This is a genomic window from Actinoplanes sp. NPDC051859, from assembly GCF_044452725.1.
Lineage (GTDB): Bacteria > Actinomycetota > Actinomycetes > Mycobacteriales > Micromonosporaceae > Actinoplanes.
On the sequence record NZ_JBITBX010000004.1, the window covers coordinates 571,604 to 594,770 of the forward strand.

Here is a 23,167-nt window from a genome sequence, read left to right on the forward strand (position 1 = left end):
CCAGCACCCGCCCGGGTCAGAACAGGCTCGCGATGGGTGGTTCGGCGAGTTCGGGAACGTCGTCGCCGGTCTGTTCGGTCCACCAGTCGGCGAACATGCGGCGGTGGCACCAGCCGTCGGGCTTCGACAGGTCGTCGAAGCACAGCAGGACCAGCCGCGGGTCGGTGGCCTGGTCGGCGATGGCCTGCAGCTCGGCGCGGACGGCGTCGAGGCCGTGGGCGTCGAGCAGGAGCCGGTACTGGCCGCGGTAGGTCGCCTGGTCGTTGATCGACACCATCGCCCAAGTGGGGCTGATGAGATGCGCGTGCCCGGCCAGCTCGTACGTCAGGGGGAATCGGGGAAGGCCCGCGGTGGTGCGGACGGGCGATCCCATGGCGGGTTGGAACCGCTGGTAGCGGCAGGTGAATAGGTCCACGGTCACGTCGTTTCTCGCAGCAGCGGTAGGGGGCGGTGTGAGGTGCGCGGTTCGGGCTGGGCGGTGCGGGCGCCGGCTGCCATCGGGGCGGGGTCGGCCGTGAGGTGTTTCCACTCCGCTTGCACGCTGGTGTGCAGGTCGTGCATCCCGGCGAGGTATTGCAAGTGGGTGTAGAGGGTGTCGGCGGTGTCCTGCCCGGCCTCAGCACGTCGGCGTGCCGGCGTGATGAGGTAGCGGTCGATGTCGCCGATGTACTGCTCGACGCGGTCGCAGGCCAACCTGAAGCCTCCGATGAGCAGGGGTTGGCAGATGTCGTCGATGATCGCTTCGACCAGCTGGTCGATCGTTGCGCGGTTGAGCGGCAGACTTTCGCGGGCGGCGATGCGGCAGGCCGCGGTGACAGCGATGCCGCGCACCTCGGCGGTGACGGCTGCGGGTAGCGGCAGGGATCTCGCGTTCACGGTTCTAGCCGCCTGCCTGCACGCTGCGCCGCGGGTGCAGCGTGCGGATCGGCCGGGCCCATTCCTTGCGCCAGGTTTCGATCCAGCCGGTCCAGGCGGAGGTGTTCCACTCGGCGTAGTAGTGACCGTCCGGGGTGCGCTCGAACCAGTCGCGGACCTGGTCGATGTAGCGCTGGGAGGTCACGGCCGCGCCTTTGTAGATCAGGTATGCCTCGATCTGCGGCCAGGTGGTACCGACGGCCTCGACGTGGCCGCGGGTGGAGCGGTACACGATCGGCGCGGGCGTAGTGGGTTCGGTCGAGTCGTCCGGCGTTCGCGGGGCCCGATCGGTGGGGGGTGCTGCGTGGTGCATGGCGGTTTCCGTTCCTGGTCAGGAGGCGGCGGGGTGCGCCGCTCGTGTGCAGGGGAATCGGCCGGGAGGAAGGCTGTCCAGCCGTCGTCCACAGTCGATGACCATACACGGTGGCACTGTGGCCGTATATATTGAACCGACAGTGCCACCGCGTGATTCGTGCCGGAGGGGTCAGGCGGAGGCGAGCGCGAGATCGGCGACGGCCGGCGTAACGCGCTGCTCGCCGTCTTCCTGGTTGTCGTCGAACTCCTCGCCCTTGTCGTCCTCGTCGGTCGCGGCGTCCGCGTGGATGTCGGCGTCGTCGTCCTGCGGAGTCTCCGGCTGCTCTTCGCTCTGGTCGCCGTTCCCGTCGGCGGCGAGGGCGGCCGGGTCGATGTCGATCGTCACCGCTGCCGCAATGGCGGCGGCCTTGCGCAACACCGTCACCGCCTTGCCGGCGGCGGCCTGCAAATGGCTGATGCGCTCCTGGTAGGCAGCGATGCCGCCCTCGGCGCCGGCCAGGACCTGGGCCAGTTCCGCCGGGTCGGTGCCCGCGAGTTCGGTCAAGATCTCTCCTGCGGTGGCCAGGCGCTCGACCTTCGAGATGACCCGCCGCCGAGCGGCGGCGACTTCCTCTCGCCGCTCTTCGGTGTGCTCGGACTCGTCCAGGGTGAAGAAGCTGCCCTGCGCTTCCACGGCGCGGCACGCCTTCGCGAATTCTTCAGCGTCGCGAGGGCTGCGGAAGTCGCCGCGCGCCCACTTGACCAGGAAGCGCTGCTGGGTGTCGGCGGGCAGCTTGCACACGTACCAGGCGGCGTTGATCGGCAGGTGGCCCTTCTCGACTAGCTCTTTGGCGTCCGGGTTGAGGTTGAGCAGGTCGATGCGCCATTGCACGTACGGCTCGGTCTTGCCGTAGGCGCCTGCGATGCGGGAGATCTCCCAGCCTCGGCGGTGCAGCACGTCGTAGGCCGCGGCTTCCTCCATCGGCGACATGTCTTCGCGGTTGACGTTCTCGGCGATCTGCAGCTCGAAGGCGCGGTCGTCGTCGATGTCGAACACCTGCGCGTTCAGCGTCTCGATCCCGCCGTGCTGGGCGGCACGCCACCGCCGTTCACCGGCGACGATCCGGTAGCGCTTGGACGACTTGTCGTAGCGCACGGCGATGGCTTGCAGCTGTCCGTTCGACTTCAGCGACTTGGCCAGCTCTGCGATGTCTTCCTGCTTGAACTCCTTGCGAGGCTGATCCGGGTCCGCGTCGATGCGGGCAACCTCGATTGTCCTGAAGATCGGCTTGGCAGTCATGGTGTCCTCCACAATGCACAGCAGTGTCTTTGCTGTATATATTCATTGTAGTAAACGACGATCTTGACGTCAATAAATTATATACGGACGAGCGTCGTCGACGGAGGGGGTTTCGGACTAGGTTCGTCGCGTGCGGCCACCTCGCGGAGCTGCGGTGATCAGATCCGCGAGGCGCTTCACGACTTGGTCGTCGATGTCCTTCTCGGGCAGCTGATCGGCTGTCAACGCCTGTTCGATCAGCTGCGCTAGTTTCAGTTTGCGTATGGCCCGCTCGCGGCTCACGCAGCCACGCCCCCCGTCCCTGGTTGTGTAAGTGTGCCCCGCAGAACTACTGCGGCCCCACATACCCGAGACAGAGCACCCTACCAACCATCATCTATCCCTCGCAGCCCCAGGTCCTTTAAGGACCACAAATAGCTCCTCAAGGGACAGTGTTCGATCGTGCCTGTATAGACCAGGCAAGTTACGTCTCGGACTTCGGAGCAGAGCGGACCTCGGTCACTTCCAGACGAACTCAAGCCGTTCGGGATCCAACGGGACGTTCCCGCGGCGGGGAGCGGGCTTGACCATCACGTGGTCGAGAACGAGAGACAGAAGTTCACGCTGTTCATCCACGGAGGCGTCCACCCACCAGTCGGCCAGCGCCTCGGGGGCCGGCAGCTTCTGGAACCGTTCCGCCTGTTTCTGGCGCTCCACGAGTTGCTTGCGCTCGCGTTTACCCTGGGACTCGATAGCCTTGAGCGTCGTCATGCTCAGCTCCCGCTGGGCGTACTGCTCCCCGGCCTCCCGGAGTCGGTCATCGAGGTCCTTGAGCTCCAGGTCGATGGTGTCGACGGCGCCGACAGCGCGCCTGAGACGTTCCATGACGGACGGAGAGGCGAGACGGGCGAGAGCGCGGGCGGCAACGATCTCTTCCAGCGCATCCGCGCCGATACGGATTCGCCCGCACCCGTAGGACGGGCTGCTGGATCGGCACACGTAGCCACGCGTCTTGCTCGCGGACGGCTGGGTGTACAGCGTCTTCCCGCACGGGTGCGAGCCGTTCTCGTCCTTCAGCGGGCACCCACATGTCAGCAGCCCGGCCGACAACAGGTACTTGGGGGTGTTAGGGGTGTCCGGCTGCTCGCGGCTGGGGTCCCCGAGCAGCGCCACCAGTTGCACATGCTGCTTGCGGGTGAGGATCCCCGGCCACCGGGCCTTGACGAGCTTGCCGTCCCGCTCCTCCAACCCGGCCAGTCGCGGATACTTCATGAGGCGGGTCAGCGAGTGCTGCGACCAGAGACCGCCGGTGACTGTCTTCACTAGGCGGGCGCGCAGATCGGCCACGATAGACGCCATCTTCTCCGCTGACACCAGGAGCCGGCGGGCGACTTCAACGATCACCTCTGCCTCGAGCTCGATGATATTTTCGCCCGACGAGTCATAGCCGTAGCACCGCAACATAACCTCCAGCCGACGGCTACGTCACTCTGGGCGTAGCCGCACCCACCTCTGCCACCGTCGTTCAGCCCGCATGCGTCACTGAATGGACGGGCGATGCCTGAGCCAGCTTGTCGTCACCCCTGGCGAAAGTGCTTCGGTGGCACCGACATGCCGTGGCCAGCCTGCTTCGATAAGGCTGTTCACGGCGTGTGTGAGATTACTGCCTCACCCGGTCTGTATGCCGCCCCGTCTGCGTCGAGACGTTAGTCGTTGCTAATAGCAATGTCTATACGCTAACGGTGCCTTCGCGCAACCGCTACAGACACAGAAGTACGACCCACACAGTCCCTCATCGCGCCCCCACTTCCGTAACCCAAAGTACGTGCCGCAATAGCGCAGGGAGACCATCATGAGCTACTGATCTGGCGGTGGCCTCTCCGCAGCGTGACAACGGATGCGCAGCCGACGCGCTCTATGACAATGATGCTGGATGCAGAAGGCCGGGGGCATCACGTCGCGTCGCCCCCGGCCTTCTGCACGTTTCCCTTCGCGAGCGCTACCGGGCGTTACGGATCACGCCCCCCAGCAGTCGCCGGCTTGGCCCGGCACGACCTACCCGCCCACACGAGAAACATATGGTCACATTTAATCATGGAGGCCGTATAGATAGTAGCTGTGGGCGTCCAGTAGGTCTGAACTCCTAGGTCTCCAAGGTGTTACTGGCAGGCCCGGCAGGAGGCTGGCTTCCTCGGCGCCGCGGGAGGCACAACCTCATGACTCGGGCCGGGCGTACGCGTCGGCGGCGGGTCTACAGCGATATGCAGGGATCGTGCGCTCGGCAGCCGGGCTGGGCGCCGAGGCCAGCCGGTACGTGCTGGTCTGTTCGCCGTCGCTGGGCGGATCGGACAGGAGCCAGTCGTCGACAGCGTCGGCGAGCACCACCCGGTCCCGGGCCCGGAGCCTGCGGGTAACCAGCCCCAAGGACACGGAGTTCTCGAAGGTGTTCGCCTCGGCGTAGGGGCTACTGGTCATGGACCGCAGCACGGACAGGAAGTCGGCGTCGGCGCGCGACACCGTGGCCCGGCGGGTGAGGTTGGGCATCCCCAGGCCAGGCTTGAGGCGACCGTCGGGGTGCCAGTGCAACCACAGAGCGGCCCGGAGGATATCCGAGAACCCCGCCATGGCGACGCAGCGCGCGGGCGGCGGCACGCTCGGCCACCCCGGACGGTGCGAACGGGTCCGATCGGTCGACTGCGAGGTCGAGCAGCGCCCCCAGCTCCGCCGGGCTGCATGACGCGAGCACCTCGCGTCCCCGTGCCAGCACGTGCATCATCACGACGTCGCGGCTCGTGCCTTCTTCGCCGCACGCGCATCGCCCGGGGCAGTCCTCCACCGGGTAATGCACACCCACATCGATCACGTGTCATACCCCTCTCAGCGGGCCGACCATCCATGCTGCACCACCGGCGTGGCCCAGGACTACCCCCGGACGCGCTTTTGATCGCCCGCAATCTATGCGGTCGTCGTCGATGCGCCGGAAACATCCGTGGCTTGTTCCGCCGCGAGGGCCGCTTTACGGGCCCTCACCTCGGCGATGCGCTCCCTGCCCCACCGTTCGGAGCGTCCGCACTCCTGTCCAAGCCGGGCACCACTCATCGGCTGGCCGGTTGCCCAGGAAAGCTCGAACAGCTCGGACGCGCGTAGGTACAGCTCAGGCGTCTCGTCATGGGCAGGGTCCAGCCACTCGTGCCGCGGCCTCACCCATCCGGGAAGTCTGCACGGTAGTACCGCCGCTAATGCGGCAGCGGCTTCTACTCCATCCTGGAGATCCATGGCCTCCGCTGTGTCATCGCCGCGTGCCACCAGCGGGTCCGCCGCTGCCGAAGTCGTCGCCGCCGCGGACGCCTGCCGGTCATCGGCAGCCATAGTCGTTCCTGGCGGCGGTGAGCAGCGCGTCGGCGTCGGCGGCCGGCATGATGAACAGCTGTTCCTGTCGGCAGGCGTTCAGGACGGCGTCGGCCGCGTGGGGCGGGCAGGGCTGCCGGTTGCGGCAGTGCTGACAGCCAGGGATGACAGCCGCGGTGATCGCCGCCGTCAGCCAGTCGCGCACCGGTTGCGGGCGGTTCTCGGCATCGTTGGTTGCGTCGAGCTGGCGCAGGGGAATGATCATGGTGGAACTCCTGAGATACGGTGCAAGGGCCGATAGCGGTGCGCAACCCCCGTGTGCGCACCGCCGTCGGCGCACTTAGGGTTTGGTCCGGGGTGTTTTCCTGGTCGTCCAGGTCTGGAGCCAGAGAGACCTGCGGCTCCATCTGCCGCTGAACGGGATCGGCTCGTCGCACTGGTCGTCGCGTTGCACCCACAGGTCCTGGTGCAGCGAGAGCGTGTTCAGCGGGATCGACGCGAACGAGGGTTCGTCGAGGATCTGCGCAAAGCCGCGCTCGGTGTCGAAGGCACGAACTTCGGCCGCATCGGACAGAAGTCGTGCAGCGATCTCGCGGGCCCGTGCTGCTCGGGCGTCGCCTGGCACAGCGGTGCTGGCCCACGTCTGAAGTTGAGCTGCGACGAGGTGCAGCACGATGGACACGGTGTGCGCGGCCTCGGCGGCGGTGTCGAACTGGCCGATAACCGGGGCGGCGGTGATCCAGTTGTCGGTGATCGCCAGATGCCAGGTGTTGTCGGCGCTCATGTGAAGCACGCCCCGTTGTCGCAGCTGCCCTCGTCAGGACCATCCAGGCCAGGCAGCATCGGCTGTGCCTCACGGACCGCATCGGCGAGGGGCCGGCCGAAGCGGGTCAGATATACCGGGTCCCTGCTGAGCGCAGACCGTCTCGTGTTCAGCAGTTCCTCGAGCGCGACCGCGCGGGCGAACAGTGCCGGCCGGTCGCGGCGCATCTCCGCCCACGTGTTGGCCCGGTGCAGAGGGCAGAACCAGCAGGCACTCTTCGGCGGTACCGGCAGTCCGGCGGCGGTGATGATCCGCTGGCAGTCAATGCGCCGTAGCGGCGGGTCGTGGTCGAGCAGCGGGTAGACGGGCCACTCGTACGGCATGGCTCGGCGGTTGTTGACCCGTTCGATCTCGTCGAGCGAGATCCCGATCCCTACGGTGGCGGGCCGGGCTGCGCTGGCGCCGTGCTGCTTGAGCCACCGCCCCATGACCGCAATCTTGAAATCCGCCGTGCACGCTCTGGTGCCCGGCGCGCCCCCGGCCATCCGGACCGGGATGGGCAACGACCTCGACCCGGGCCGGGTCAGCCGCCCGTACAGGGTTTCGGTGGTGCCGTCGCGGCGCTTGCGGGGCAGGACGTGCAGATGGATGCCGTGCAGGGCGGCGAACGGCCGCGCGTACCGGTCGACGTAGTCCACCGTGGCCGGATGCTCGGAGTCGGCGCCCACGTCGGCGAACAGGAACGTCGGGTAGTCGATGCGCCGGTGCGCGGCCAGCACCAGCAGCGCGGTGCTCTGGACGCCGCCGCCGAAGGCGATGACCCGCAGCCGCTCGGCGCTCATCCGGTCACCTGCGCGTACAGCCGCTCCACCGTTTCGCCGAGCTGCTCGTCGTGGACTCCCTGGTCGCTGCCGACGACCGCTTCGCTGATCCACTTCGGTGTCCCGGCGACGCGGTCGACGCGCCCGACTTCGACGGCGTACGTGTCGTCCTCGCGCAACACGATCACGATCTTGCGCTGTGGTCGGGGTGCCCCGACACAGAACCAGAGGACACCGATCGGGTTGTCGTGCACGTACTCGCGTGCGGCCAGGCGCAGCAGGCGGCGACGGCCGATGGCCGCGAGCGTCAGACGGTGGTCGGCGTGGGCGCCGCGCAGGTGTTCCAGGGCCGAGACGCCGGGGGCCGTCGCTGCGCCGGGCCTTCCCGCAGCGACGCAGCAGCGTGCATCGTCCAGGGCTGATCGGCCCGGCTCGGCTGCCGCGGGGCGGCCCGCCCCGGGGGCGGTCACCGCGGACCGCCGTGCAGCAGCTCGGGCAGCGACAGCCGACCCTCACGGTGGCTCGCGGCGACGGTGTCACGCCCGTGCGGTTTGAACGTCATCGTGGTCGACGTCGCCGGCGGGGCCGGCTGGGATTCGACGAAGTCCAACACGCGGCCGCTGTCCGGGTCCACGACGGCGCCGCCTGCCTCCACCTGCAGCCGGGCCAGCAGTGCCTTGCGCCAGGCAGGACGCACGACCTGGGTAGCGGGAATGTCCTCGATCTCGCCGGGGTACTCGCGGACGCAGTAGTCCAGCAGAGCTTGCTCGTCGACGCGCAGACTCGCGGCGGTGTCGGGAACGGTGATCTGCGCGATCGGGGCGTCCGCGCCCGGGAGCCGGACCTCCACCGAGCGGATGCCCGCGCCGCGGTGCAGGTGCAGCAGGGCGGTGTCGACCTGCGCGCGGGCCTCGTCGTACGCCTTGCGGACCTCGTCGAGCAGCGCCTTGAGAACGGCGGCGCGTTGCGCCAGCTCGGGCAGCGCCGCCAGGGTGGTGGGATCCGCGGTCACTGGACCGCCTCCGTCCGGGACTTCGCGCGGGCACCCACCGGACGGCGCCCGACAGCAGCGGAGTCCTGCGCTGATGGCTCACCGGCAGCGTCGCCGGTCTCGGCGGCCTGCTCTTGCTGCGGCGCCGCGCTTGCGGCGGCCGGCACGGTGGGGTTGTTACGAGCGGCGGTGATCTCCTGCCCGCGGGAGGCGAACTTGTCCCGCAGGAAGGCCGATTGTCCGGCGCGTTGCGCCTGCTGCCACCACACGGCCAGGTCGTCGCGGCTAGTGCAGTCGGCGAGGACCTGGTCCCAGTCGACGGCCTTCGGCGGTTCGCCGTGGGCCAGCCAGTCAAGCAGCTGCTCCCCCAACTCCTGGCCCGGCTTGTGGATCACCTGGCCGTCCAGGACATCGCACCGGGTCTTGCTGATCCGCAGGTAGTGCTCGCTGTCGATGTCGCCGACCACATCGAACTCAAACTCCAAGCCCTCCCTCTGGTCCGGCTGCATGCCCAGCTTGGCGACCCGCTTGCGGCCGTCGTGGCCGTCTTCGATCTCGTAGCGTTGTTTGGAACGCAGGCACACCACGACATGGCCCGGGAACGCCATCAGCGCCTCGATGTACGAGCGTTCGATCGGGCGGACATCGCGCCAGCCGTCCAGCGACCGTCCACCGGCGTTGCGGGTGAACAGGTCGACCAGTTCGAGGACGCCGCCCGCGCCGAACCAGTAGTGCGACAGGGAGTCGACCTGTAAGCCGGTGAACCCGGCGAGGGCGGCGTCCTCGACCATGGTGACCAGCTCGCGGGGGTCGTAACGCACCGGCGACACCTTGCTGAACCCGTGGCCGCCGGCCTGCTCCGGGGTCATGTCGGCGACACCCGGCAGGGTCGGGTCGGCGGCGTACTTGTCGGCGGAGTCGCGTTCGGTGTCGATGAACGCGATCCGTGCGCGACCGTCGCCGACGGTGCGGGCTCCGGTCAGGGTATAGAGCAGTTTCAGGCCGGTCAGGGTCTTGCCGGCACCGCTGGGCCCGACGAGCGCGAGCCGCGCCTTGGCCTGCTTGCGGGTGGCAGGGGCGAACATTGTCATCGTGTCGACACCTCTCATTCAGTGTGGCCGCAGTTAATAACTGTGGCCGTATATTTCTTGGGCAAAAAAACGCCGGTGTGATCGCGGCAGGCGGTGGCCCCTACGAGGGCGGGCAGGGCGCATGCCGGGTCGCGCTGACACAGGATCGGTTCGCCGTACTCGGTGCAGCCGGTGTCGTCGAGGTGCGTCCAGTCGTCGCCGGCCGCGACGAGCACCCCACCGCAGGTGGCGCATTGCGCCTCGTCCGGGCCGGACGCCGCGGGGTTCATCGGGGAGCCTTCGCCGGTTGGCGGGGGCGGCCGATGCCGTGCATCGGCGCGGAGACCGCGCAGCCCTGCACGGCGCAGTAGCCGTTCGGTCCGTCGACGTACGGGTGGTCGGCGCCGGCACGCGGCGCAGGAACGCGCCCACCAAGGTCAACAGATGAACTGGTCTGGTTGAGTCCGGCTGGCGGACCAACTCGGTCCGCCTGGCGGACCAGCTCTGGTCCGTGTCCCGGACCAACGGGGGCTTCTGCTGGTCCGCCTGCCGGACCAGCGAACCGGGCCGTATCGGGCGCTGGTCCGCCAGGCGGACCAGCGGTTTCCTGTGCGGCTGGTCCGGCACCCGGACCAACTGACGAGGAGTTATCGGGGACTGGTCCGCCTGGCGGACCAGCGGCACCCGAATCGGGCGGACCCGCCTGCGGGGTGTCGGCCGGGACGGCGAGGCGGTACACCGTGCGCTTTTTGCGGATCCTGGCATCAGCGATGCTCGGCCGGTGGCGGATCACCCAGCCGAGGCTTTCGAGGGTGTTCAGCCACTGGGCCACCGTCGACCGGGCGTACCCGGTGTCGCTCTTGAGCGTGGTCAGGCTCGGCGTGAACTTCTCGGGGATCGCGGCGGTGTGGGTGTCGGCGTACGTCAGCAGCGTCAGGACGAGGTGACGGCCGGGCGGTTCCAGGCTTGAGGACCTGACAGCTTTCTCGACGGCCCATCGGTCGACCATCCACGCGACCCCTATCCCTTGCGGGTCGCACAGGGACAGCACGCCACAGCGACGTACGATGCGAGGGCGACCCGGTCTGCACGTCGGGTACGTCCACCGCAGCCCTGCCGGATCCGACCCCGGCGGGGCTGCGACGTACCTGGGCACCCTACACCGAATAGGTACGGCCGCAGTGCGACCGTTAGGGTCTACTGATCGGCGAGGGTGTCCGTTGGTTGCCCGGACGGGGCGCAGATCCCCCACGGATCCCACACGATCTCCCGGTTCGTCTCCTCGGCCCAGGCGTAGATCGTGACGAGCTTCCACACGGGATTGCCTGAAATCGGCGAGGTCGGCTCGGGCATGACGCCACGTGCCCGCAGCTGGTACGCCGTGTTCGACGCGTACCCGAACATGCGGTTGATCTCCTTGAGACCTACCACCGACGGGATCGTCGACGGGCGGTCGGCGATCAGGTCCTCGGCGACGCGGCCCACCGCCGCGCGTAACTGCGCCTTCGTAACCCTCATCGGCTGCTGCCTCCCCTGTTCGGTAACCGTACATAGTCAATGTACGGCCACCGAGCACGGCGACGATCACGAGGCGACCGACCGGTCGGCCCGCGCGGGCACGGCCGGATGCAGCCCGGCTTCGGTGCGCCACGCGCGGCGCTCCGCGGCTCGCTGCCCGGTGCGGGCGAACCGCTTGCGGGGGTGCCCGTCGTGACCCTCGCAGCACGGCCAGCGACGCCAACGCGTACGCCGCAGGGCGGATTTTCCCAGCACAACAACCCCTTTCACAAAACCTAATGTATATATTCATTGTATTCAGCGGGCGAGCTGTCGTCAATGTTTTATATACGGCTCGGGGTTGTGGTCAGGGACGATGCGACGTCACCGCACGTCGACGGCGTGTGGAAAAGCGGCGGCTTCCCCGCAGGCGGTGATCATCAGGTAGCGGGGGCGCCCGGGAGCGCCGATGTGGGTGACCGTCCCGGATGCCGTCGCCAGCGTCAGCTGCACAGTCGCCGCTAGGGCGGTGTCCGCGGTGCGCCGGATGTAGCGGACCCCGTCGGCGTGCATCACCGGGCCGCCCTCCGTGCGGTAGCGGTAGAACTCCCCCAGCGAGGCTCCGGATCGGCCGTCGGCCAGGCGGAAGTCCGCGAGCACACCGGCCGCGGACGAGAGCACGCCGCCGCCGAATTCGACGCGGTACGCGGTCCGGGCGCGCAGCACCACCGGCGCGGACAAGACGACGGTGGGTGTCGCGGCAACCGGAACAGAGTTGCTGTCAGAGAAGGCGAGCCCGGCGGGACCGCCGCCAGGGGCGGGTGGGCCGGCCCAGCCGACGATGTGGTTGCCGGCCGGTGGGGTGATCAGCACCATCACCCGGGCGGCGACGGCGACCGGGCCGATCATCGAGGCGACCCCGATGGGCTGCGAGTCACCGTCGAGCCGCACGCGTACCGTGCCGTTGACCGTGTCGGTCACGGTGGCGGGTCGCAGCCGCCACACCAGGCCGGTGCGGCGGGCCCGGTCCAGGACCGCCTCGGCGATCGCCTTCACCGGCAGCCCACCGCCCGGCGCGTTCGTCACTGGTCACCGTCGCTCGGGTAGGCGCGGCGCAGCGTGTGCCGCATCTCGCCGCCCGCGGCCAAGGGCATCTCCCAACCGGTCTCCAGCCACAGGTGCCCGTCGAAACGCACCACGTCGTAGCCGTCGTGGCGCGGGTCCGGCGGGGTGCTCAACTCGACGACCTCGTACACGCTCTGCTGGATGCCCAGGGTCCGCGCGTACACCGCGGCGTGCCGCGGCGACGGCAGCTGCGCCTCGACGACGGTCGGAAGCACGAAGCCGCGCCGGCTAATGGAGTGCGGCGCCGCCGAGGGGACGTCGTAGGTGCCGATCACCGGGGCGGCGTCCGAGGCCGGGTCGTTGGACACCACGACGAACCGGTTCGGGGCGCGCAGCAGCTGCGGGCTGCGGGTGACCGAGCCGCGCAGCACCCGGCGCGGGTGGTCGAGGTCGATGGTGGGTGGCCGGGCGGCGGGTTCAGCCGCGCGGGGCATCCGCAGCTGGCCGGCGTGGTTGAACCAAGGCTTCACATAGCCGCCGACGGTGGCCAGGTCCAGCAGCGCGGCCGCCCGCGACGTGCCGGCCGGCCACGCGTTGCTGCTGGTCTGCTCGGTGGCGTCCAGGACCAGGTCACCGATCGGCAGCCCGTCGAGCAGGCGCCGCACGGCGGTGTCGACCAGCGCCCCGCCGGCGTCGAACCCTGTGTCGAGCTGCTGGTCGACGATGAACATCGGGTCGTACAAGGTGAGCTGGGTGGTGAGACCGCCAGGCGTGTGCACGTTGACGGCGTCGGCGATCAGGTAGCGACCCAGCGGGAACACCGCGGGTGGGCTGGTGGCGAGCACCATGGAGAGGTGAATGCGGTCGGTCAACGGCCGGACCAGCGCGCTGTCGTCGGCACCCAAGGTAAGCCCGGTGACGCGGCGGCTGATCGTCGTAGTCGTGTCGTGGCTCAACGTCGGCGTCGAGGCGCGCAGCGGCGTGAGCTGGCCGCGGTGCACGCCGAGCCGGTCGACCAGCGCGAAGCGGAAGCTGACCTGGCGCTGCCCGACATGCGCGTCGAGGGCGAGAAGGTCAGGTGGTGGGGCAGAGGCCACGGCCATTGATCTCCCATCGCGTTCCCTGAGCGTCGACGAACGCTGTGGTGCCGGGGGGCTGCGCGTCGAACTGGGGGCTGAGCAGCAGCCGGCCGTCGGTGTCGTCGCGCCAGTACAGGCGGCTGAGGGTGACACCCTCACCGGCGTTGATGAGGAAGACGCCGGGGTCGATGGGCGCCGCCACTGCGGGCCCGGTCTCGGATCCCACTAGCGTCCACGTCGCGCCGTCCAGCGAGGTGAAGAAGCTGAACCGGGCTTGCCCGCCGCCGATGTTCTGCTCGTAGCGGCAGCGCAGCCACCGCCGCTGACGGGGGGTGAGCTCCAGCGCCTCCGCGCTCACGCATGCCTCGAAGTCCTCCTGCGGCGCGCCTACGGAGGCGCACATGCCCAGCGACGTCACTTGCACCTTGATCCGGGCAGTGATCGTCCTGTCCTGTAGGGACAGCTGCTCGATCCACAGGGACCAGGGGTCCTCGGTGGTCGGGCGTAGCAGCAGCTGAATGTCGAGGTCGCGGGTGGGGGCGCGGACCTCCAGGTTGTCGACCATCAGTGTGAGGGTGCCGGGGTTGGTGATCTCCGCAGTGCCGGCGGCGCGTACGCCGATCCGCCCGGCAGCGGTGATGGTGCCGTCGACGGCGTGCACGCGATTTTCCGGTGGCCGGGTGTCGGTGAACGCCTGCGCCATCAGCACGTGGCCGATGACGCGCAGCCTCAGCGTGATCCACTGCCAGGGGGCGTAGTGCAGCGGGGCGTCGTCAGTGGTGGTCTGGACCTGTTCGGCGGCCAGCCCCGTCCGGACGCCGGCGTCGATCCGGTCCAGCGACACCGCGATCTGCCCGTCGACGCGGAACACCAGGTTGGCCCGGTAGTAATCGCCCGACGAGACCCCGCGGGCGATCAGCCCCGCCGTCACCGGCGCCCCGGTCGGGGTCTGGTCGACGCGGAACGATGCCCGAACGTCGACGTCGGCCAGCACCGGCTCAGTCACGAGCCGAGTGGTGCCCGGGGCGCGGGCGATCGTCGCCTCGTCGACGTGCAGCAGGTGGGTCACCGCCGGGGTGCCGGGCAGGACGACGTTGACCGCGGCCCGGACGGTACCCGCGAAGGTCGACGCCGCAGTGAGCGTCAACCTGGTCCAGGTGTTCGCCGCCACGTTCACCGGCGCTGCGTTGGAGGTGCCGAGGTAGGTGTCGGCGGCGTCGAACCAGTTGATCGACAGCTGCACGGTGCGAGCGACCGGGCACCGTACCCAGGCGGTGGCTTGCCAGTCCACGCCGACGGCCGCGCCGACGATGTGCTCGGACTGCACTCGGGCCGTATCCGTACCCCCGGCGGGGGTGAGCAACAACGATCCCGTGCCCTCGTGCGCCTGCGCGGTCGAGTGCGTCGCGGTACCGCCGAACGCCGTCCACCCGGCCACGCCGGTCTCGAAGTTTGGGTTGCTGTTGGCCACGTCGATCACCCGGATCTGCCCGGCGCCGCCGGACACCGACAGCGCCGACGCCGCACCTTGCAGCAGCTGCCACGGCCGGGCCGGCATCGCCGTACTCCCCCATCCGGCAGGGACCTGCCGGTCGAAGCCGTCGGTGCCAGCCCGCACCGACATCGTGTCGACAGTGATGGCGGCGCGGGCATCGCCCGACCCGGCACCTTGCGGGCGCAGACCCTCGCACGGGGCCGGGCCGCCGTCGACCGGTGCGGGGGTGTCGGTCACCTCGATCACGGTCAGCTGCGCCACCTGCAGCTGGGCGCGCCCCGGTCGGCGGCGCACCGACGCGGACGGCACCAGCACCGTCGACAGCCAGCGGTGCTCGAGTTCGTCGCGGACACACACATACGGCACCGACTCCCACACCAGGTCGCGCAGCTGCCGGAAGCCGGCGTCGAGGGTGGCGGTCGGGATCGCGGCGGCGTTGACCAGCACGGTGCGGGTGAACTCGATCCCACCGCGTTCGACCGGCCGCATCGCCACCCGGTAATCGCGGCCGTACATCGCCTGCAGGTCGACCTGCGCCGCCTCCGGGAAACTGAAATCTTCGGGGGTGCGCCGGTCCCAGCTCATCACGTACGCCAGGTTCGCCGCCGGCCGCGCGTTGCTGGTCATGATGAGCACACCGGTGTCGACGTTGCGGCCGGTCACCCCCGGCACAGGGATCGTGGCGGTCACGGCCGGAGTCCACGGCCCGCCGATGCCGGTGCGGTGCACCGCCCGTACCCGGTAGCGGGTGGCGACCCCGACACGGGCCTCGTAGTCGTCGACGCCGGTCAGCTGCGGTTCACGGACCCGGGCGATGACCTCCCACACCTGGGCGGGCATGGTGTCGTCCTGGCGTTGCACTTCGAAGAAACCCCAGCCGCGCACCATCGGCGAGTTGATCGGATCCCAGCGCAGCCGGTAAAACCGGATGCCCGTAGGTACCGGCGCGTCCGGCCGGCACACGTCGGCGTCGACGACGGCCAGGTCCTGCACTGCGCTGGTGAGCGTCAGCCCGGTGACCGGGTCCATGTCGCGCGCCAAACTGATGGCGAGGTCCGCGGACAGGTCGTTTTGCCTGTCGAGGCGCGCGGCGCCGGCCTCGCCGTCGAACGATGCCCAGTTCGCGAGGGCGGTCAGCTGCGAGGCCGGGTTCGTGTCGGCGCCGAGGACCTGCCACGGCGCCGACGCGTCTCCCAGGGATGAGAACCCGAACCGCTGCGGACTGCCGTCTCCGGTGAGGACCACCGGCGGGTCGAGCCGCACGGTGACCTTCTTCCAACCGTTGGCGGCCTCCGGCAGCGCGTCAAAATCGGCCACGCTGATCGACCCGGTGGGGCCGATCGAGGCCCATTCGTCGTCAAGGTCGATCTGCTCGACGGTGAGCGGGGCGGCGGTGCCGGGCGTGGGCCGGGCGTAGAACGTCGCCCACACGTAGGCGCCGGCCGCCCGGTCGGCCAGCACCTGCGCGTTGGCGCTCGGCGCGTACTGCTGATGGCAGTTGCCCACAGCCTGCGCCGTGTACGGGTGTGAGCCGGCCTCGACGACGTTGTTCGGTGCGATCAACACCATCGCGGGCATCAGCGTGCCCACTTCCATCGTCGGCGTCGACCCCTCGCGCAGGGTCTTGCGCAGCACGATGCCTTGATGGTCGGTGTACTGCCCGAGCGTGCCGAGCCGGTCCAGAACGACCGGTACGGGGGAGGTCAGCGACAGCGCCCCGGCATGCGCCTGCGTCACCGTCACCGCAAACACGGCGCCGCGTATACCCAGGTCTACGAAATGGCCGAAGTTGCCCATCTCCCGGATCGGCACGTCGAAGTGATAGCCGCCGTCGGCGTGCACCGCACCGCCGGAAATGTCCAGGCCACCCGCGGCGATGCGCGACTCCTCGCAGAAAGTGACCTCCAGCGCGACATAGTGGAGCTGAAACACGGCCCCGGCCGGGACACCAGGGGTAGTACCGAACCGCACGGCGATGTTCGCGCCGCCCGCCGCCGCGAGGGCGTCGAGGCCGGTGGTCGGGGTCGGCGCGAACGGCGACCCGAACGCCCGAAACGGCAACCGCATCGTCGTCGCAGCCGGGGTGAGCGTCGGCGACCACCACGGATTCAGGTCCCCGAGCGCGGCCCGGCGCACCGCCACCCCCGCCCGGGCGGTGGCCGGGCCGGTCACCGTGTCGTCCATCCACCAGGTCAGGTTCGCCGCAGGCCGTTCCAAGCCGACGGTCATCGCCGCCGGCACCTCGTCGAACGGCCCGGACACCGCGTACCGCACGCTCACGTCCAAGATCCGCTGGTACTGCAACGTGGCGGCGTGCGCGGCGCTCATCGCGAACCAGAACCGCGCCCCGGCGTTCGGCCCGGTCAAGGTCACATGCCCGGCGTCGGACGGGTTCTGCACCCCCGCCGCCACGGTGCCGGCGCCGCCGCCCAGCCCGGCGCCGGCCACCGCCGCCCCGGACGAGCACGGGATCACCAGTTTGCGGACCGGGCCCGTCGCGGCCTCCGAACCACTTACGTACAGGTGCACCGCCACACACTTTTGTGCCGGCTGGCCCGGCGGGGGCTGCACCAGCACCCGCACCCGGTCCGGGCCGATCTGCATCTCCTGCCAGTCCGTGACCGACCGGAACCGGTATCCGACCTCCGTGGCCGGGTCGAGCAGCACCTGGTCGGCGACCAGCGGCGCCCACTGCATCCCCACCACGTACGGCAGGTCCGGGTTGTAGTTGCCCATCACATCGTCCTCACCGTTGTCGCCACGTCGCGGCGTGCCAATGTCCGCGCGACTCCGTCACCGACCGCCTCACCCACGCGCAGGGCTTCCTGCCGGGTCGGTACGACACCTTCGAACGTGATCGAGATGGCACCACGGCCGAACACCACCGCCCCGCCACCCGCCTCACCGGTACCGAGCAGGTCAGTCAGCCCGGACTGCTCGGCCAACTCGCGGGCCCGCCGCGGGCGGGTCAGCGGGATGACGACCTCGCGGCCGGCCTCACCGAGCACGGCGAGGGTGGTCCGGTTCACCACCGCACCGTTCGCGAGGTACGGGATCCGGGGCAGGGTGCCGGGCAGGTAGCGGTCGATGTCGCCGATCCCGGCGTTGATCCGGCCGATCACCGAGTTGAGGCCGGAGCGGACCGCCGCGGTGATCGACCCCGCGATGTCGCCCAAAGATCCGACCCGGCGCAGGCCACGCATGAACCCGGCGATCAGGTTCGCCCCCGCGGTGACGAACTTGCCGGCGAGGGCGGACAGCCGGCCCGCGGCGCCACTCACGTACGACACCACTGTTGCGATACCCGAGGACGCCGCGTTGCGGGCTGCGTTGAACGCGCTGGTCAGCAAGCCGCCCAGCAGGCCGGGCAGCCGCGACCAGGCCGCGCTGATCCGCCCCGGAAGGCCGTTCGCGAACGCGACCAACGCGGCGATGCCTTGGCCGGCGAGCGACGTCGCGTTGGCCCAGATCCCGGCGAAGAACCGGCCGATGGACCCGGCCAGCGACTGCACCGCCGTCATGATCTTGCCGGGCAGGGTGTCCACGGAGAACACCAGCAGCCCGATCCCGCTCCCGACCGCCTGCAGCCCCGCGTCGAAGGCGAACTTCAGTACGTCGACCAGCAAATCGGGCAGGGCGTCGAGCGCGGCGAGGAGCCGGCCGGGCAGCGAGATCAGGAAATCGCCCAGGCCGGTGAAGAAGCCGACCACGGCCTGCCACGCGCTGGCGAACGCGCCGCTGATCGCGGCGCCCACACCAGCCCAGTCGATCCCGGCGATCGCCGTCGACAACCGGCCGATCCAGTCCGCGACGTCCGACAGCGGCGCCAGCAGCTCGGCGAGCCCGGACGCGATCAAGGAGATCAGCGGCGCGACCGCCTTCGACACCAGCAACTGCACCAGCACCGCGACCAACTTGATCAGAGGGGCGAGGATCTGCGCCGCGAGCACCAGAAGCTCGGCGAGGACCTTCGTCAGCGGGGCCGCGGCCACCACAATCTCGGTGATCGCCGGAACCAAATCCACAATGGCTGGGATCAGCGGCATCAGCGCCTCGACCAGCGCCGTCACGACCGGGCCGATGGCGTCCAGGGTCGGCTGTAGGGCGGTGCCGAGCGCGGCGACCAGCTCACCGATCACCGGGCCGAGCTGCCGGAACAGCTCGGCGAGCAGCTTCGCGATGGGGGCGAGCGCGTCGGACAAGGTGCGGCCGAGCTGCAGCAGCACCGGACCCAGGGCGGTGACCAGCGGCGCGATCAGCGGACCCAACGCCGACAGGGCCGTCGCGAGCGGGCCGACCAGCATCGTGATCAGCTGACCAACGATCGGCAGCAGCGGCGTCAGCGCCGACACCACCGAGGCGATCACCTCGCCGACCGGGCCGAGCGCCGGCGCCAGCGCCTTGATCCCGTCAGCCAGCGCGGACACCAGCTGCGCGGCGACCGGCGCCAGCGCGGCAATCGCCGGACCCAGCCCGGTTGCGAGGGCCTGGATCGCGGGAACGACCGCGGCGGCGACCTCGCCCAGGGCAGGCACGATGGAGCGGGCGATGATCCCGAGCAGCGTCGTCAGCACCGGGCCGAGCCCCGCGGCGAGCGTCGACAAGGTCTGGAACAGGCTGGTCAGCGCCTGCTGCCCGACGCCCGAGTTCAGGAACGCCTTCAGCTGGCCGGTGACGGCGACCAGTGTCGACAGCAGCTGCCCGCCGCCGCCGGTCGCGGCCGCGCGCAGCGCGGCGGAGATGATCCCGCCGACGTTCGCCGCGACCTGACCCAGCTGAGTCAACACCTGTACCGCGTTCTCCAGCGCGGCGGTCGCCGCGCCGGAGGCGGCCATCTTCGACAGCCACGCCCCGAACTGCGCTGCGAGGGGGCCGGCGAGCTGGACGAGCCGGGTCAGGGTCGGCAGCGCCACCACGGCCAGGTCCCGAAACCCGGCAAGCAGCGGAACAACTGCCTGCCCGGCCCCGGCGACCGCGGTGCGGGTGGTGTCCAGGACGGCGGTCAGCGCCGACACCGACGCGGACTGCCGGACGAATTCCAACGCCCGGCGGGCGATCGTGCCGTATTCCGCGGCGATCCCCGCCAGGCCGGCACGCAGCGGACCCGAGATCACCGCCGACGTCGCCGTGATCTGCCCGACCAGCCGGCCCGCAAACGCGTCCTGCGCGCTCGCGCGCACCGCGTCCAGCGCCGGCTTCACCCCGCGCAGCTCCTGGGCGAGCTGCTGCGCCCGCGGCGACAGCCCTTCGAGCGATTTGGAGAACGCGGCGGCGTCGCCGGTCGCCGCCGCCGAGAACGCCTCCCCCAACCCGGACGTGGCGAGTTGTAGCGCGCCGATCGCGGCGGACGCGACCGCGATCCCGGCCGGGATCGCCACCGCCGCCCCACCCACCTGAGCGATCGCCCCCGCGACCCCGATCAGCTGCGATGACGCGACCGCCGCGACGGACGTGACCGCACTCAGCTTGAAGATCGAGGTCAGGCTGCGGCGCAAGTCAGGGGCGAACTTCGAGACGTCCCCAACGATCTCGATGTACGCCCGCCCCAACGCCATCGCCCTAGATTAATACGGCCGCCATAGCTGACTGTGGCCGTGTATAACGTTCCCTGTCCACAGCGGAGGTCGCCTGCACGAGTGCGGCATCCCGCCAGGGCGGTCTCACCTGGTTAAGCTGCGCGCGTGCAGGCGACAACGGCGGGTGCCGTTCAGGAGATCGAGGTCAAGTACCACGTCTCTGACGAGGCGGCGCTACTGCGGGCGCTGGACGAGCGGGGCGTGGTGCTGTCGGAGCCGGTACGCCAAGACGACCAGGCGTACGCCCCGGCCGGTTGGCGATACGGCGTGAGCAAGATCGGCGTGCCGTTCGCGCGACTTCGCACCCAGGACGGCATGCACCTGTTCACCGTGAAGCAGCCGATCGACAACGAGATGGCCTGCCTAGAGCACGAGACCACGGTCGCCGACCGCGAACAGATGCACGCCGCGCTTACGACCATGGGGTACGTGCCGACTGTACGCATCGTCAAGAGCCGCCGCAGTGGCCGGTGGGACGACGCCGCTCTCTGCCTGGACACCGTCGACGGCCTAGGTACCTTCGTTGAGCTTGAAGCTATGGTCGGTGCCGACATGTCCGGCTTGGACGTGCAGTACCGTCTTGACCGGCTCGTTCACTCGCTTGGCGTGCCGGTACAACGCACCACGGATACCTACGACTCGCTGATCCGCGACGCAGGTGAGCTGGCGAGAGGTGCTTAGCGCGTGTTGGCCAGGACCATAAGTAGCGCGTTGAGGGTGGTACCAGCGGTGATCTGTCGGTCGCGGATGAGGTCGTAGACGTCACCCAGGGGCACCCAGTCGACCTTGTCGCTTTCGAAGTCGTCGCTAGGCGGGCCAGTGTAAGTGGCGGCGTTTGCTCGGAAGAGGTAATGCTCGGAGCCCATCAGGCCGGGAGAAGGTTGGGTATAGAGCAGTGGCTCGATGGGGCCGTGAGGCTTCCAACCAGTCTCCTCCTCGGCTTCGCGGGCGGCAGCTGTCGCGGGATCCTCGCCGGGCTCGATGGAGCCGAGCGGGATTTCCCAGCCGTAGGTGTCGGTGATGAAGCGGTGCCGCCAGATGAGCAAGACCTTGTCATCCTCAACGACGACAAGGCCGGCGCCGGCGGCGGAGGTACGGATTAGGCGGTGGTCCAAATGTCTGCCGTCCGGGAGCTCTACGTCGGCGGTGAGCAGGTGCACCCATTTGTCCTGGTAGAGGGTCTCCTCGCTGTGAACGGTCCAGCGCATCATCGTCCTCTCAGGCTCAAGTGCTGTTCAGCGCGGTTGAGGAAAGCGTCCACGATGGGATCGGTGGCGTAGAGCTTCACGGCGTCAACGACCTGGGTGACGCGGTCGTGAATGCGTCCCGACTCCATTCCCTCGGCGCGGTCGAGCATGTGGTGTCCCACCGCTGCAGCCTCGTCAGCGCGTTCCCGGCCAGCGAGAACTAAGGCGAGTCCAGCGTAGCGGTGAACCTGCCCTCGGGGATGCGCCGCGGGGGCGGTACGCACCGCTTCACGGGCGTGATCTTCGGCGGCGGCCAAATCCCCGAGCCGCCGGAATGCTTCGGCCGCCTGGGTCTCGACCAGGCCGGGTTGGACGTAAGAGGTCTCCGTGTCGCTGGGTGAAGGTGCAAGCCTGCCGGCGGTGCTGGTGGATTGGCGGAGGTGTTGATGGCAATCGGCGGTTTCACCCATCCGGGCGTACGCCTTACCCGCGAGGGCATGCAGATCGGTGATCAATTCGGGACCGAGCGCTGAGCCGCCGCTACGTAGCGCTGCCTCGGCGTACTGCACCACCAGGATACGGTCGTCGAGGAAGAGTGCCTGATTGGCGAGCAGCGCAACGACATAGGCGCCGAAACCACGATCACCGGCTGCCTTCGCCAGGCCCAGCGCGGTAAACAGGTGCCGCTGGCCGAGTGGTTGCAGATTGGCGTCATAGGCGCAGACGCCGGCGAGGGCAGCGAGGCCGCCGGCGGCGCGAAATAGCTTGCAGCCGATCTCGTTGTCATAGGCCGCTCGCAGCATGGGGACCGCGATCTGGTTCAGGTCGCGGGCCAGCAAGGGCCGCACCGGCTCACCGCCAACGCGACGGTACATCTGCTGGTAGTGACGGCGAAGGTGCCGCAAGGTGGCCACGTCAGTGTCATCGATGCGTCGGTGCCCTTCACGGAGCAGATCGAGGCGGTGAGGTGGACTCACCCAGTCCCAGACCGGTGCTGTGGCATCCGGCCCGGTCAGCAGTGTCTTAGGGACCCGTCCTCGAGCTTCGCCTGTCCACAGAGCGGCGGCTTGGGTGATGAGACGAGCGGCGGGGTTGTGCGAGCCACGATGGGCAGCCATGCCAATGTCGGCGCGGGTCACCGGCATGCCAAGTCGGTCGCCCAAGATCCGACAGATCATCTGTGGTACTGGCTCGCGGGGGATTTGGTGATCACGAATCCAGCGCGTCACAGAGGCATGGTCGTAGCTCAAGTACGGCGCAGCGGTGACAATCTCGCGGGCCAGGCGCGAATGAGAGAGCCCTGCACGGGTGAGGAGCTCTTCGAGAAGCAGGTTAGCCTCCGCCATCACCGCAGGCTACGGCTTGACTCCGATCAACAGAAGTGCTGTCAACGGTTCACACCCCGTGTGGACCGGCGTGCGTCACACGGCGCATTCACACGCTGCTGATCACGCCCCATGCTGGGCTCCTATATAGACAGGCTGATCGAAGGCGGTTTCAGTGCCGAGCCGGGGGCGACCCACTAATGCCAGTCAGGAGGGATCTTCTGAGCCTCTTACTGGCTGGAGATAAATAATTGTTGCCCCAGGAAAACCGCACCGCCATCTGATAACGCCACATCGCTACGAGTTGAACGACGCTACTCCCGCTCACGTTTGGCCGGCCCGGCCCTAGACGTGAGCTGAGGAAACGGCGGGAGCGCAGCCCTACGAGTGCGCTCCCGCCGCCCTCGGAAGCGCAGGTTGTAGCCGCAGACCGCACCGTTACGCGAGCCGCGGGCTGTGATG

Annotated in this window: 24 protein-coding genes; 1 reads left to right on the plus strand and 23 read right to left on the minus strand. The window is 69.1% G+C overall.

What is annotated here, in order from left to right:
• Nucleotides 1–16: 16 nt before the first annotated feature.
• From ACIA1L_RS13635 to ACIA1L_RS13735, 21 genes are all read right to left on the minus strand, one after another.
• Nucleotides 17–421 carry a hypothetical protein gene (locus ACIA1L_RS13635; RefSeq protein ID WP_396072964.1) on the minus strand — a complete coding sequence of 135 codons (405 nt, stop codon included), beginning with the start codon at nucleotides 419–421 and terminating at the stop codon, nucleotides 17–19.
• Complete coding sequence (locus tag ACIA1L_RS13640) at nucleotides 418–876, minus strand: hypothetical protein (protein ID WP_396072965.1); 459 nt, start codon at nucleotides 874–876, stop codon at nucleotides 418–420. The genes ACIA1L_RS13635 and ACIA1L_RS13640 overlap by 4 nt, the downstream gene beginning before the upstream one ends.
• A gap of 4 nt (nucleotides 877–880) precedes the next feature.
• Nucleotides 881–1,228, minus strand: a complete 348-nt coding sequence (locus tag ACIA1L_RS13645) for a hypothetical protein (RefSeq protein WP_396072966.1) — start codon at nucleotides 1,226–1,228, stop codon at nucleotides 881–883.
• Nucleotides 1,229–1,399: 171 nt separating this feature from the next.
• The gene (locus ACIA1L_RS13650) at nucleotides 1,400–2,509 is read right to left on the minus strand and encodes a ParB/RepB/Spo0J family partition protein (RefSeq protein ID WP_396072967.1); all 1,110 of its coding nucleotides are present in this window, start codon (nucleotides 2,507–2,509) and stop codon (nucleotides 1,400–1,402) included.
• Between the two features lie 117 nt (nucleotides 2,510–2,626).
• Nucleotides 2,627–2,791 carry a hypothetical protein gene (locus tag ACIA1L_RS13655; protein ID WP_396072968.1) on the minus strand — a complete coding sequence of 55 codons (165 nt, stop codon included), beginning with the start codon at nucleotides 2,789–2,791 and terminating at the stop codon, nucleotides 2,627–2,629.
• Between the two features lie 216 nt (nucleotides 2,792–3,007).
• Nucleotides 3,008–3,952 (minus strand): hypothetical protein, encoded by a 945-nt coding sequence (locus tag ACIA1L_RS13660; RefSeq protein ID WP_396072969.1) that lies wholly within the window; start codon nucleotides 3,950–3,952, stop codon nucleotides 3,008–3,010.
• Nucleotides 3,953–4,702: 750 nt separating this feature from the next.
• On the minus strand, nucleotides 4,703–5,140 hold the full coding sequence (locus ACIA1L_RS13665; protein WP_396072970.1) for a hypothetical protein: 438 nt from the start codon (nucleotides 5,138–5,140) through the stop codon (nucleotides 4,703–4,705).
• Nucleotides 5,141–5,843: 703 nt separating this feature from the next.
• On the minus strand, nucleotides 5,844–6,101 hold the full coding sequence (locus tag ACIA1L_RS13670; RefSeq protein WP_396072971.1) for a hypothetical protein: 258 nt from the start codon (nucleotides 6,099–6,101) through the stop codon (nucleotides 5,844–5,846).
• 75 nt (nucleotides 6,102–6,176) lie between these two features.
• Entirely contained in the window at nucleotides 6,177–6,620 is a 444-nt protein-coding gene (locus ACIA1L_RS13675) for a hypothetical protein (protein ID WP_396072972.1), read from the minus strand.
• Entirely contained in the window at nucleotides 6,617–7,441 is an 825-nt protein-coding gene (locus ACIA1L_RS13680) for a phosphoadenosine phosphosulfate reductase (protein ID WP_396072973.1), read from the minus strand. Before ACIA1L_RS13680 ends, ACIA1L_RS13675 begins: the two co-directional genes overlap by 4 nt.
• The gene (locus ACIA1L_RS13685; RefSeq protein WP_396072974.1) at nucleotides 7,438–7,890 is read right to left on the minus strand and encodes a hypothetical protein; all 453 of its coding nucleotides are present in this window, start codon (nucleotides 7,888–7,890) and stop codon (nucleotides 7,438–7,440) included. Before ACIA1L_RS13685 ends, ACIA1L_RS13680 begins: the two co-directional genes overlap by 4 nt.
• Entirely contained in the window at nucleotides 7,887–8,432 is a 546-nt protein-coding gene (locus tag ACIA1L_RS13690) for a hypothetical protein (protein WP_396072975.1), read from the minus strand. The genes ACIA1L_RS13685 and ACIA1L_RS13690 overlap by 4 nt, the downstream gene beginning before the upstream one ends.
• Nucleotides 8,429–9,502, minus strand: coding sequence for an AAA family ATPase (locus tag ACIA1L_RS13695; RefSeq protein ID WP_396072976.1), 1,074 nt, complete (start codon nucleotides 9,500–9,502; stop codon nucleotides 8,429–8,431). The genes ACIA1L_RS13690 and ACIA1L_RS13695 overlap by 4 nt, the downstream gene beginning before the upstream one ends.
• A 14-nt stretch (nucleotides 9,503–9,516) precedes the next feature.
• Nucleotides 9,517–9,771, minus strand: a complete 255-nt coding sequence (locus tag ACIA1L_RS13700) for a hypothetical protein (protein ID WP_396072977.1) — start codon at nucleotides 9,769–9,771, stop codon at nucleotides 9,517–9,519.
• Nucleotides 9,768–10,490: a hypothetical protein gene (locus ACIA1L_RS13705; RefSeq protein WP_396072978.1), complete on the minus strand. Its 723-nt coding sequence runs from the start codon at nucleotides 10,488–10,490 to the stop codon at nucleotides 9,768–9,770. Before ACIA1L_RS13705 ends, ACIA1L_RS13700 begins: the two co-directional genes overlap by 4 nt.
• A gap of 188 nt (nucleotides 10,491–10,678) precedes the next feature.
• Nucleotides 10,679–10,999 (minus strand): hypothetical protein, encoded by a 321-nt coding sequence (locus ACIA1L_RS13710; RefSeq protein WP_396072979.1) that lies wholly within the window; start codon nucleotides 10,997–10,999, stop codon nucleotides 10,679–10,681.
• Nucleotides 11,000–11,065: 66 nt separating this feature from the next.
• Nucleotides 11,066–11,269, minus strand: coding sequence for a hypothetical protein (locus ACIA1L_RS13715; RefSeq protein WP_396072980.1), 204 nt, complete (start codon nucleotides 11,267–11,269; stop codon nucleotides 11,066–11,068).
• 93 nt (nucleotides 11,270–11,362) lie between these two features.
• Complete coding sequence (locus ACIA1L_RS13720; RefSeq protein WP_396072981.1) at nucleotides 11,363–12,064, minus strand: hypothetical protein; 702 nt, start codon at nucleotides 12,062–12,064, stop codon at nucleotides 11,363–11,365.
• Nucleotides 12,061–13,146, minus strand: a complete 1,086-nt coding sequence (locus ACIA1L_RS13725; RefSeq protein WP_396072982.1) for a hypothetical protein — start codon at nucleotides 13,144–13,146, stop codon at nucleotides 12,061–12,063. The genes ACIA1L_RS13720 and ACIA1L_RS13725 overlap by 4 nt, the downstream gene beginning before the upstream one ends.
• Entirely contained in the window at nucleotides 13,118–17,353 is a 4,236-nt protein-coding gene (locus ACIA1L_RS13730; RefSeq protein WP_396072983.1) for a hypothetical protein, read from the minus strand. The genes ACIA1L_RS13725 and ACIA1L_RS13730 overlap by 29 nt, the downstream gene beginning before the upstream one ends.
• Entirely contained in the window at nucleotides 17,353–20,172 is a 2,820-nt protein-coding gene (locus ACIA1L_RS13735; RefSeq protein WP_396072984.1) for a hypothetical protein, read from the minus strand. The genes ACIA1L_RS13730 and ACIA1L_RS13735 overlap by 1 nt, the downstream gene beginning before the upstream one ends.
• Before the next feature lie 126 nt (nucleotides 20,173–20,298).
• Here ACIA1L_RS13735 and ACIA1L_RS13740 point away from each other — a divergent pair, with 126 nt between their 5' ends.
• Nucleotides 20,299–20,874: a class IV adenylate cyclase gene (locus ACIA1L_RS13740; RefSeq protein WP_396072985.1), complete on the plus strand. Its 576-nt coding sequence runs from the start codon at nucleotides 20,299–20,301 to the stop codon at nucleotides 20,872–20,874.
• Here the strand turns inward: ACIA1L_RS13740 and ACIA1L_RS13745 are convergent.
• Nucleotides 20,871–21,404 carry an NUDIX domain-containing protein gene (locus ACIA1L_RS13745; protein ID WP_396072986.1) on the minus strand — a complete coding sequence of 178 codons (534 nt, stop codon included), beginning with the start codon at nucleotides 21,402–21,404 and terminating at the stop codon, nucleotides 20,871–20,873. The two genes, ACIA1L_RS13740 and ACIA1L_RS13745, sit on opposite strands and share 4 nt — an antisense overlap.
• Complete coding sequence (locus ACIA1L_RS13750) at nucleotides 21,401–22,726, minus strand: hypothetical protein (RefSeq protein ID WP_396072987.1); 1,326 nt, start codon at nucleotides 22,724–22,726, stop codon at nucleotides 21,401–21,403. The genes ACIA1L_RS13745 and ACIA1L_RS13750 overlap by 4 nt, the downstream gene beginning before the upstream one ends.
• Nucleotides 22,727–23,167 lie beyond the last annotated feature (441 nt).

Excerpts from the sequence above, each read along its gene's own strand:
- ACIA1L_RS13645 (WP_396072966.1), bottom strand. The coding sequence starts at position 1,228 with ATGCACCACGCAGCACCCCCCACCGATCGGGCCCCGCGAACGCCGGAC.
- ACIA1L_RS13650 (WP_396072967.1), bottom strand. The coding sequence starts at position 2,509 with ATGACTGCCAAGCCGATCTTCAGGACAATCGAGGTTGCCCGCATCGAC.
- ACIA1L_RS13660 (WP_396072969.1), bottom strand. The coding sequence starts at position 3,952 with ATGTTGCGGTGCTACGGCTATGACTCGTCGGGCGAAAATATCATCGAG.
- ACIA1L_RS13670 (WP_396072971.1), bottom strand. The coding sequence starts at position 6,101 with ATGATCATTCCCCTGCGCCAGCTCGACGCAACCAACGATGCCGAGAAC.
- ACIA1L_RS13675 (WP_396072972.1), bottom strand. The coding sequence starts at position 6,620 with ATGAGCGCCGACAACACCTGGCATCTGGCGATCACCGACAACTGGATC.
- ACIA1L_RS13680 (WP_396072973.1), bottom strand. The coding sequence starts at position 7,441 with ATGAGCGCCGAGCGGCTGCGGGTCATCGCCTTCGGCGGCGGCGTCCAG.
- ACIA1L_RS13695 (WP_396072976.1), bottom strand. The coding sequence starts at position 9,502 with ATGACAATGTTCGCCCCTGCCACCCGCAAGCAGGCCAAGGCGCGGCTC.
- ACIA1L_RS13700 (WP_396072977.1), bottom strand. The coding sequence starts at position 9,771 with ATGAACCCCGCGGCGTCCGGCCCGGACGAGGCGCAATGCGCCACCTGC.
- ACIA1L_RS13705 (WP_396072978.1), bottom strand. The coding sequence starts at position 10,490 with ATGGTCGACCGATGGGCCGTCGAGAAAGCTGTCAGGTCCTCAAGCCTG.
- ACIA1L_RS13710 (WP_396072979.1), bottom strand. The coding sequence starts at position 10,999 with ATGAGGGTTACGAAGGCGCAGTTACGCGCGGCGGTGGGCCGCGTCGCC.
- ACIA1L_RS13725 (WP_396072982.1), bottom strand. The coding sequence starts at position 13,146 with ATGGCCGTGGCCTCTGCCCCACCACCTGACCTTCTCGCCCTCGACGCG.
- ACIA1L_RS13730 (WP_396072983.1), bottom strand. The coding sequence starts at position 17,353 with ATGGGCAACTACAACCCGGACCTGCCGTACGTGGTGGGGATGCAGTGG.
- ACIA1L_RS13735 (WP_396072984.1), bottom strand. The coding sequence starts at position 20,172 with ATGGCGTTGGGGCGGGCGTACATCGAGATCGTTGGGGACGTCTCGAAG.
- ACIA1L_RS13745 (WP_396072986.1), bottom strand. The coding sequence starts at position 21,404 with ATGATGCGCTGGACCGTTCACAGCGAGGAGACCCTCTACCAGGACAAA.
- ACIA1L_RS13750 (WP_396072987.1), bottom strand. The coding sequence starts at position 22,726 with ATGGCGGAGGCTAACCTGCTTCTCGAAGAGCTCCTCACCCGTGCAGGG.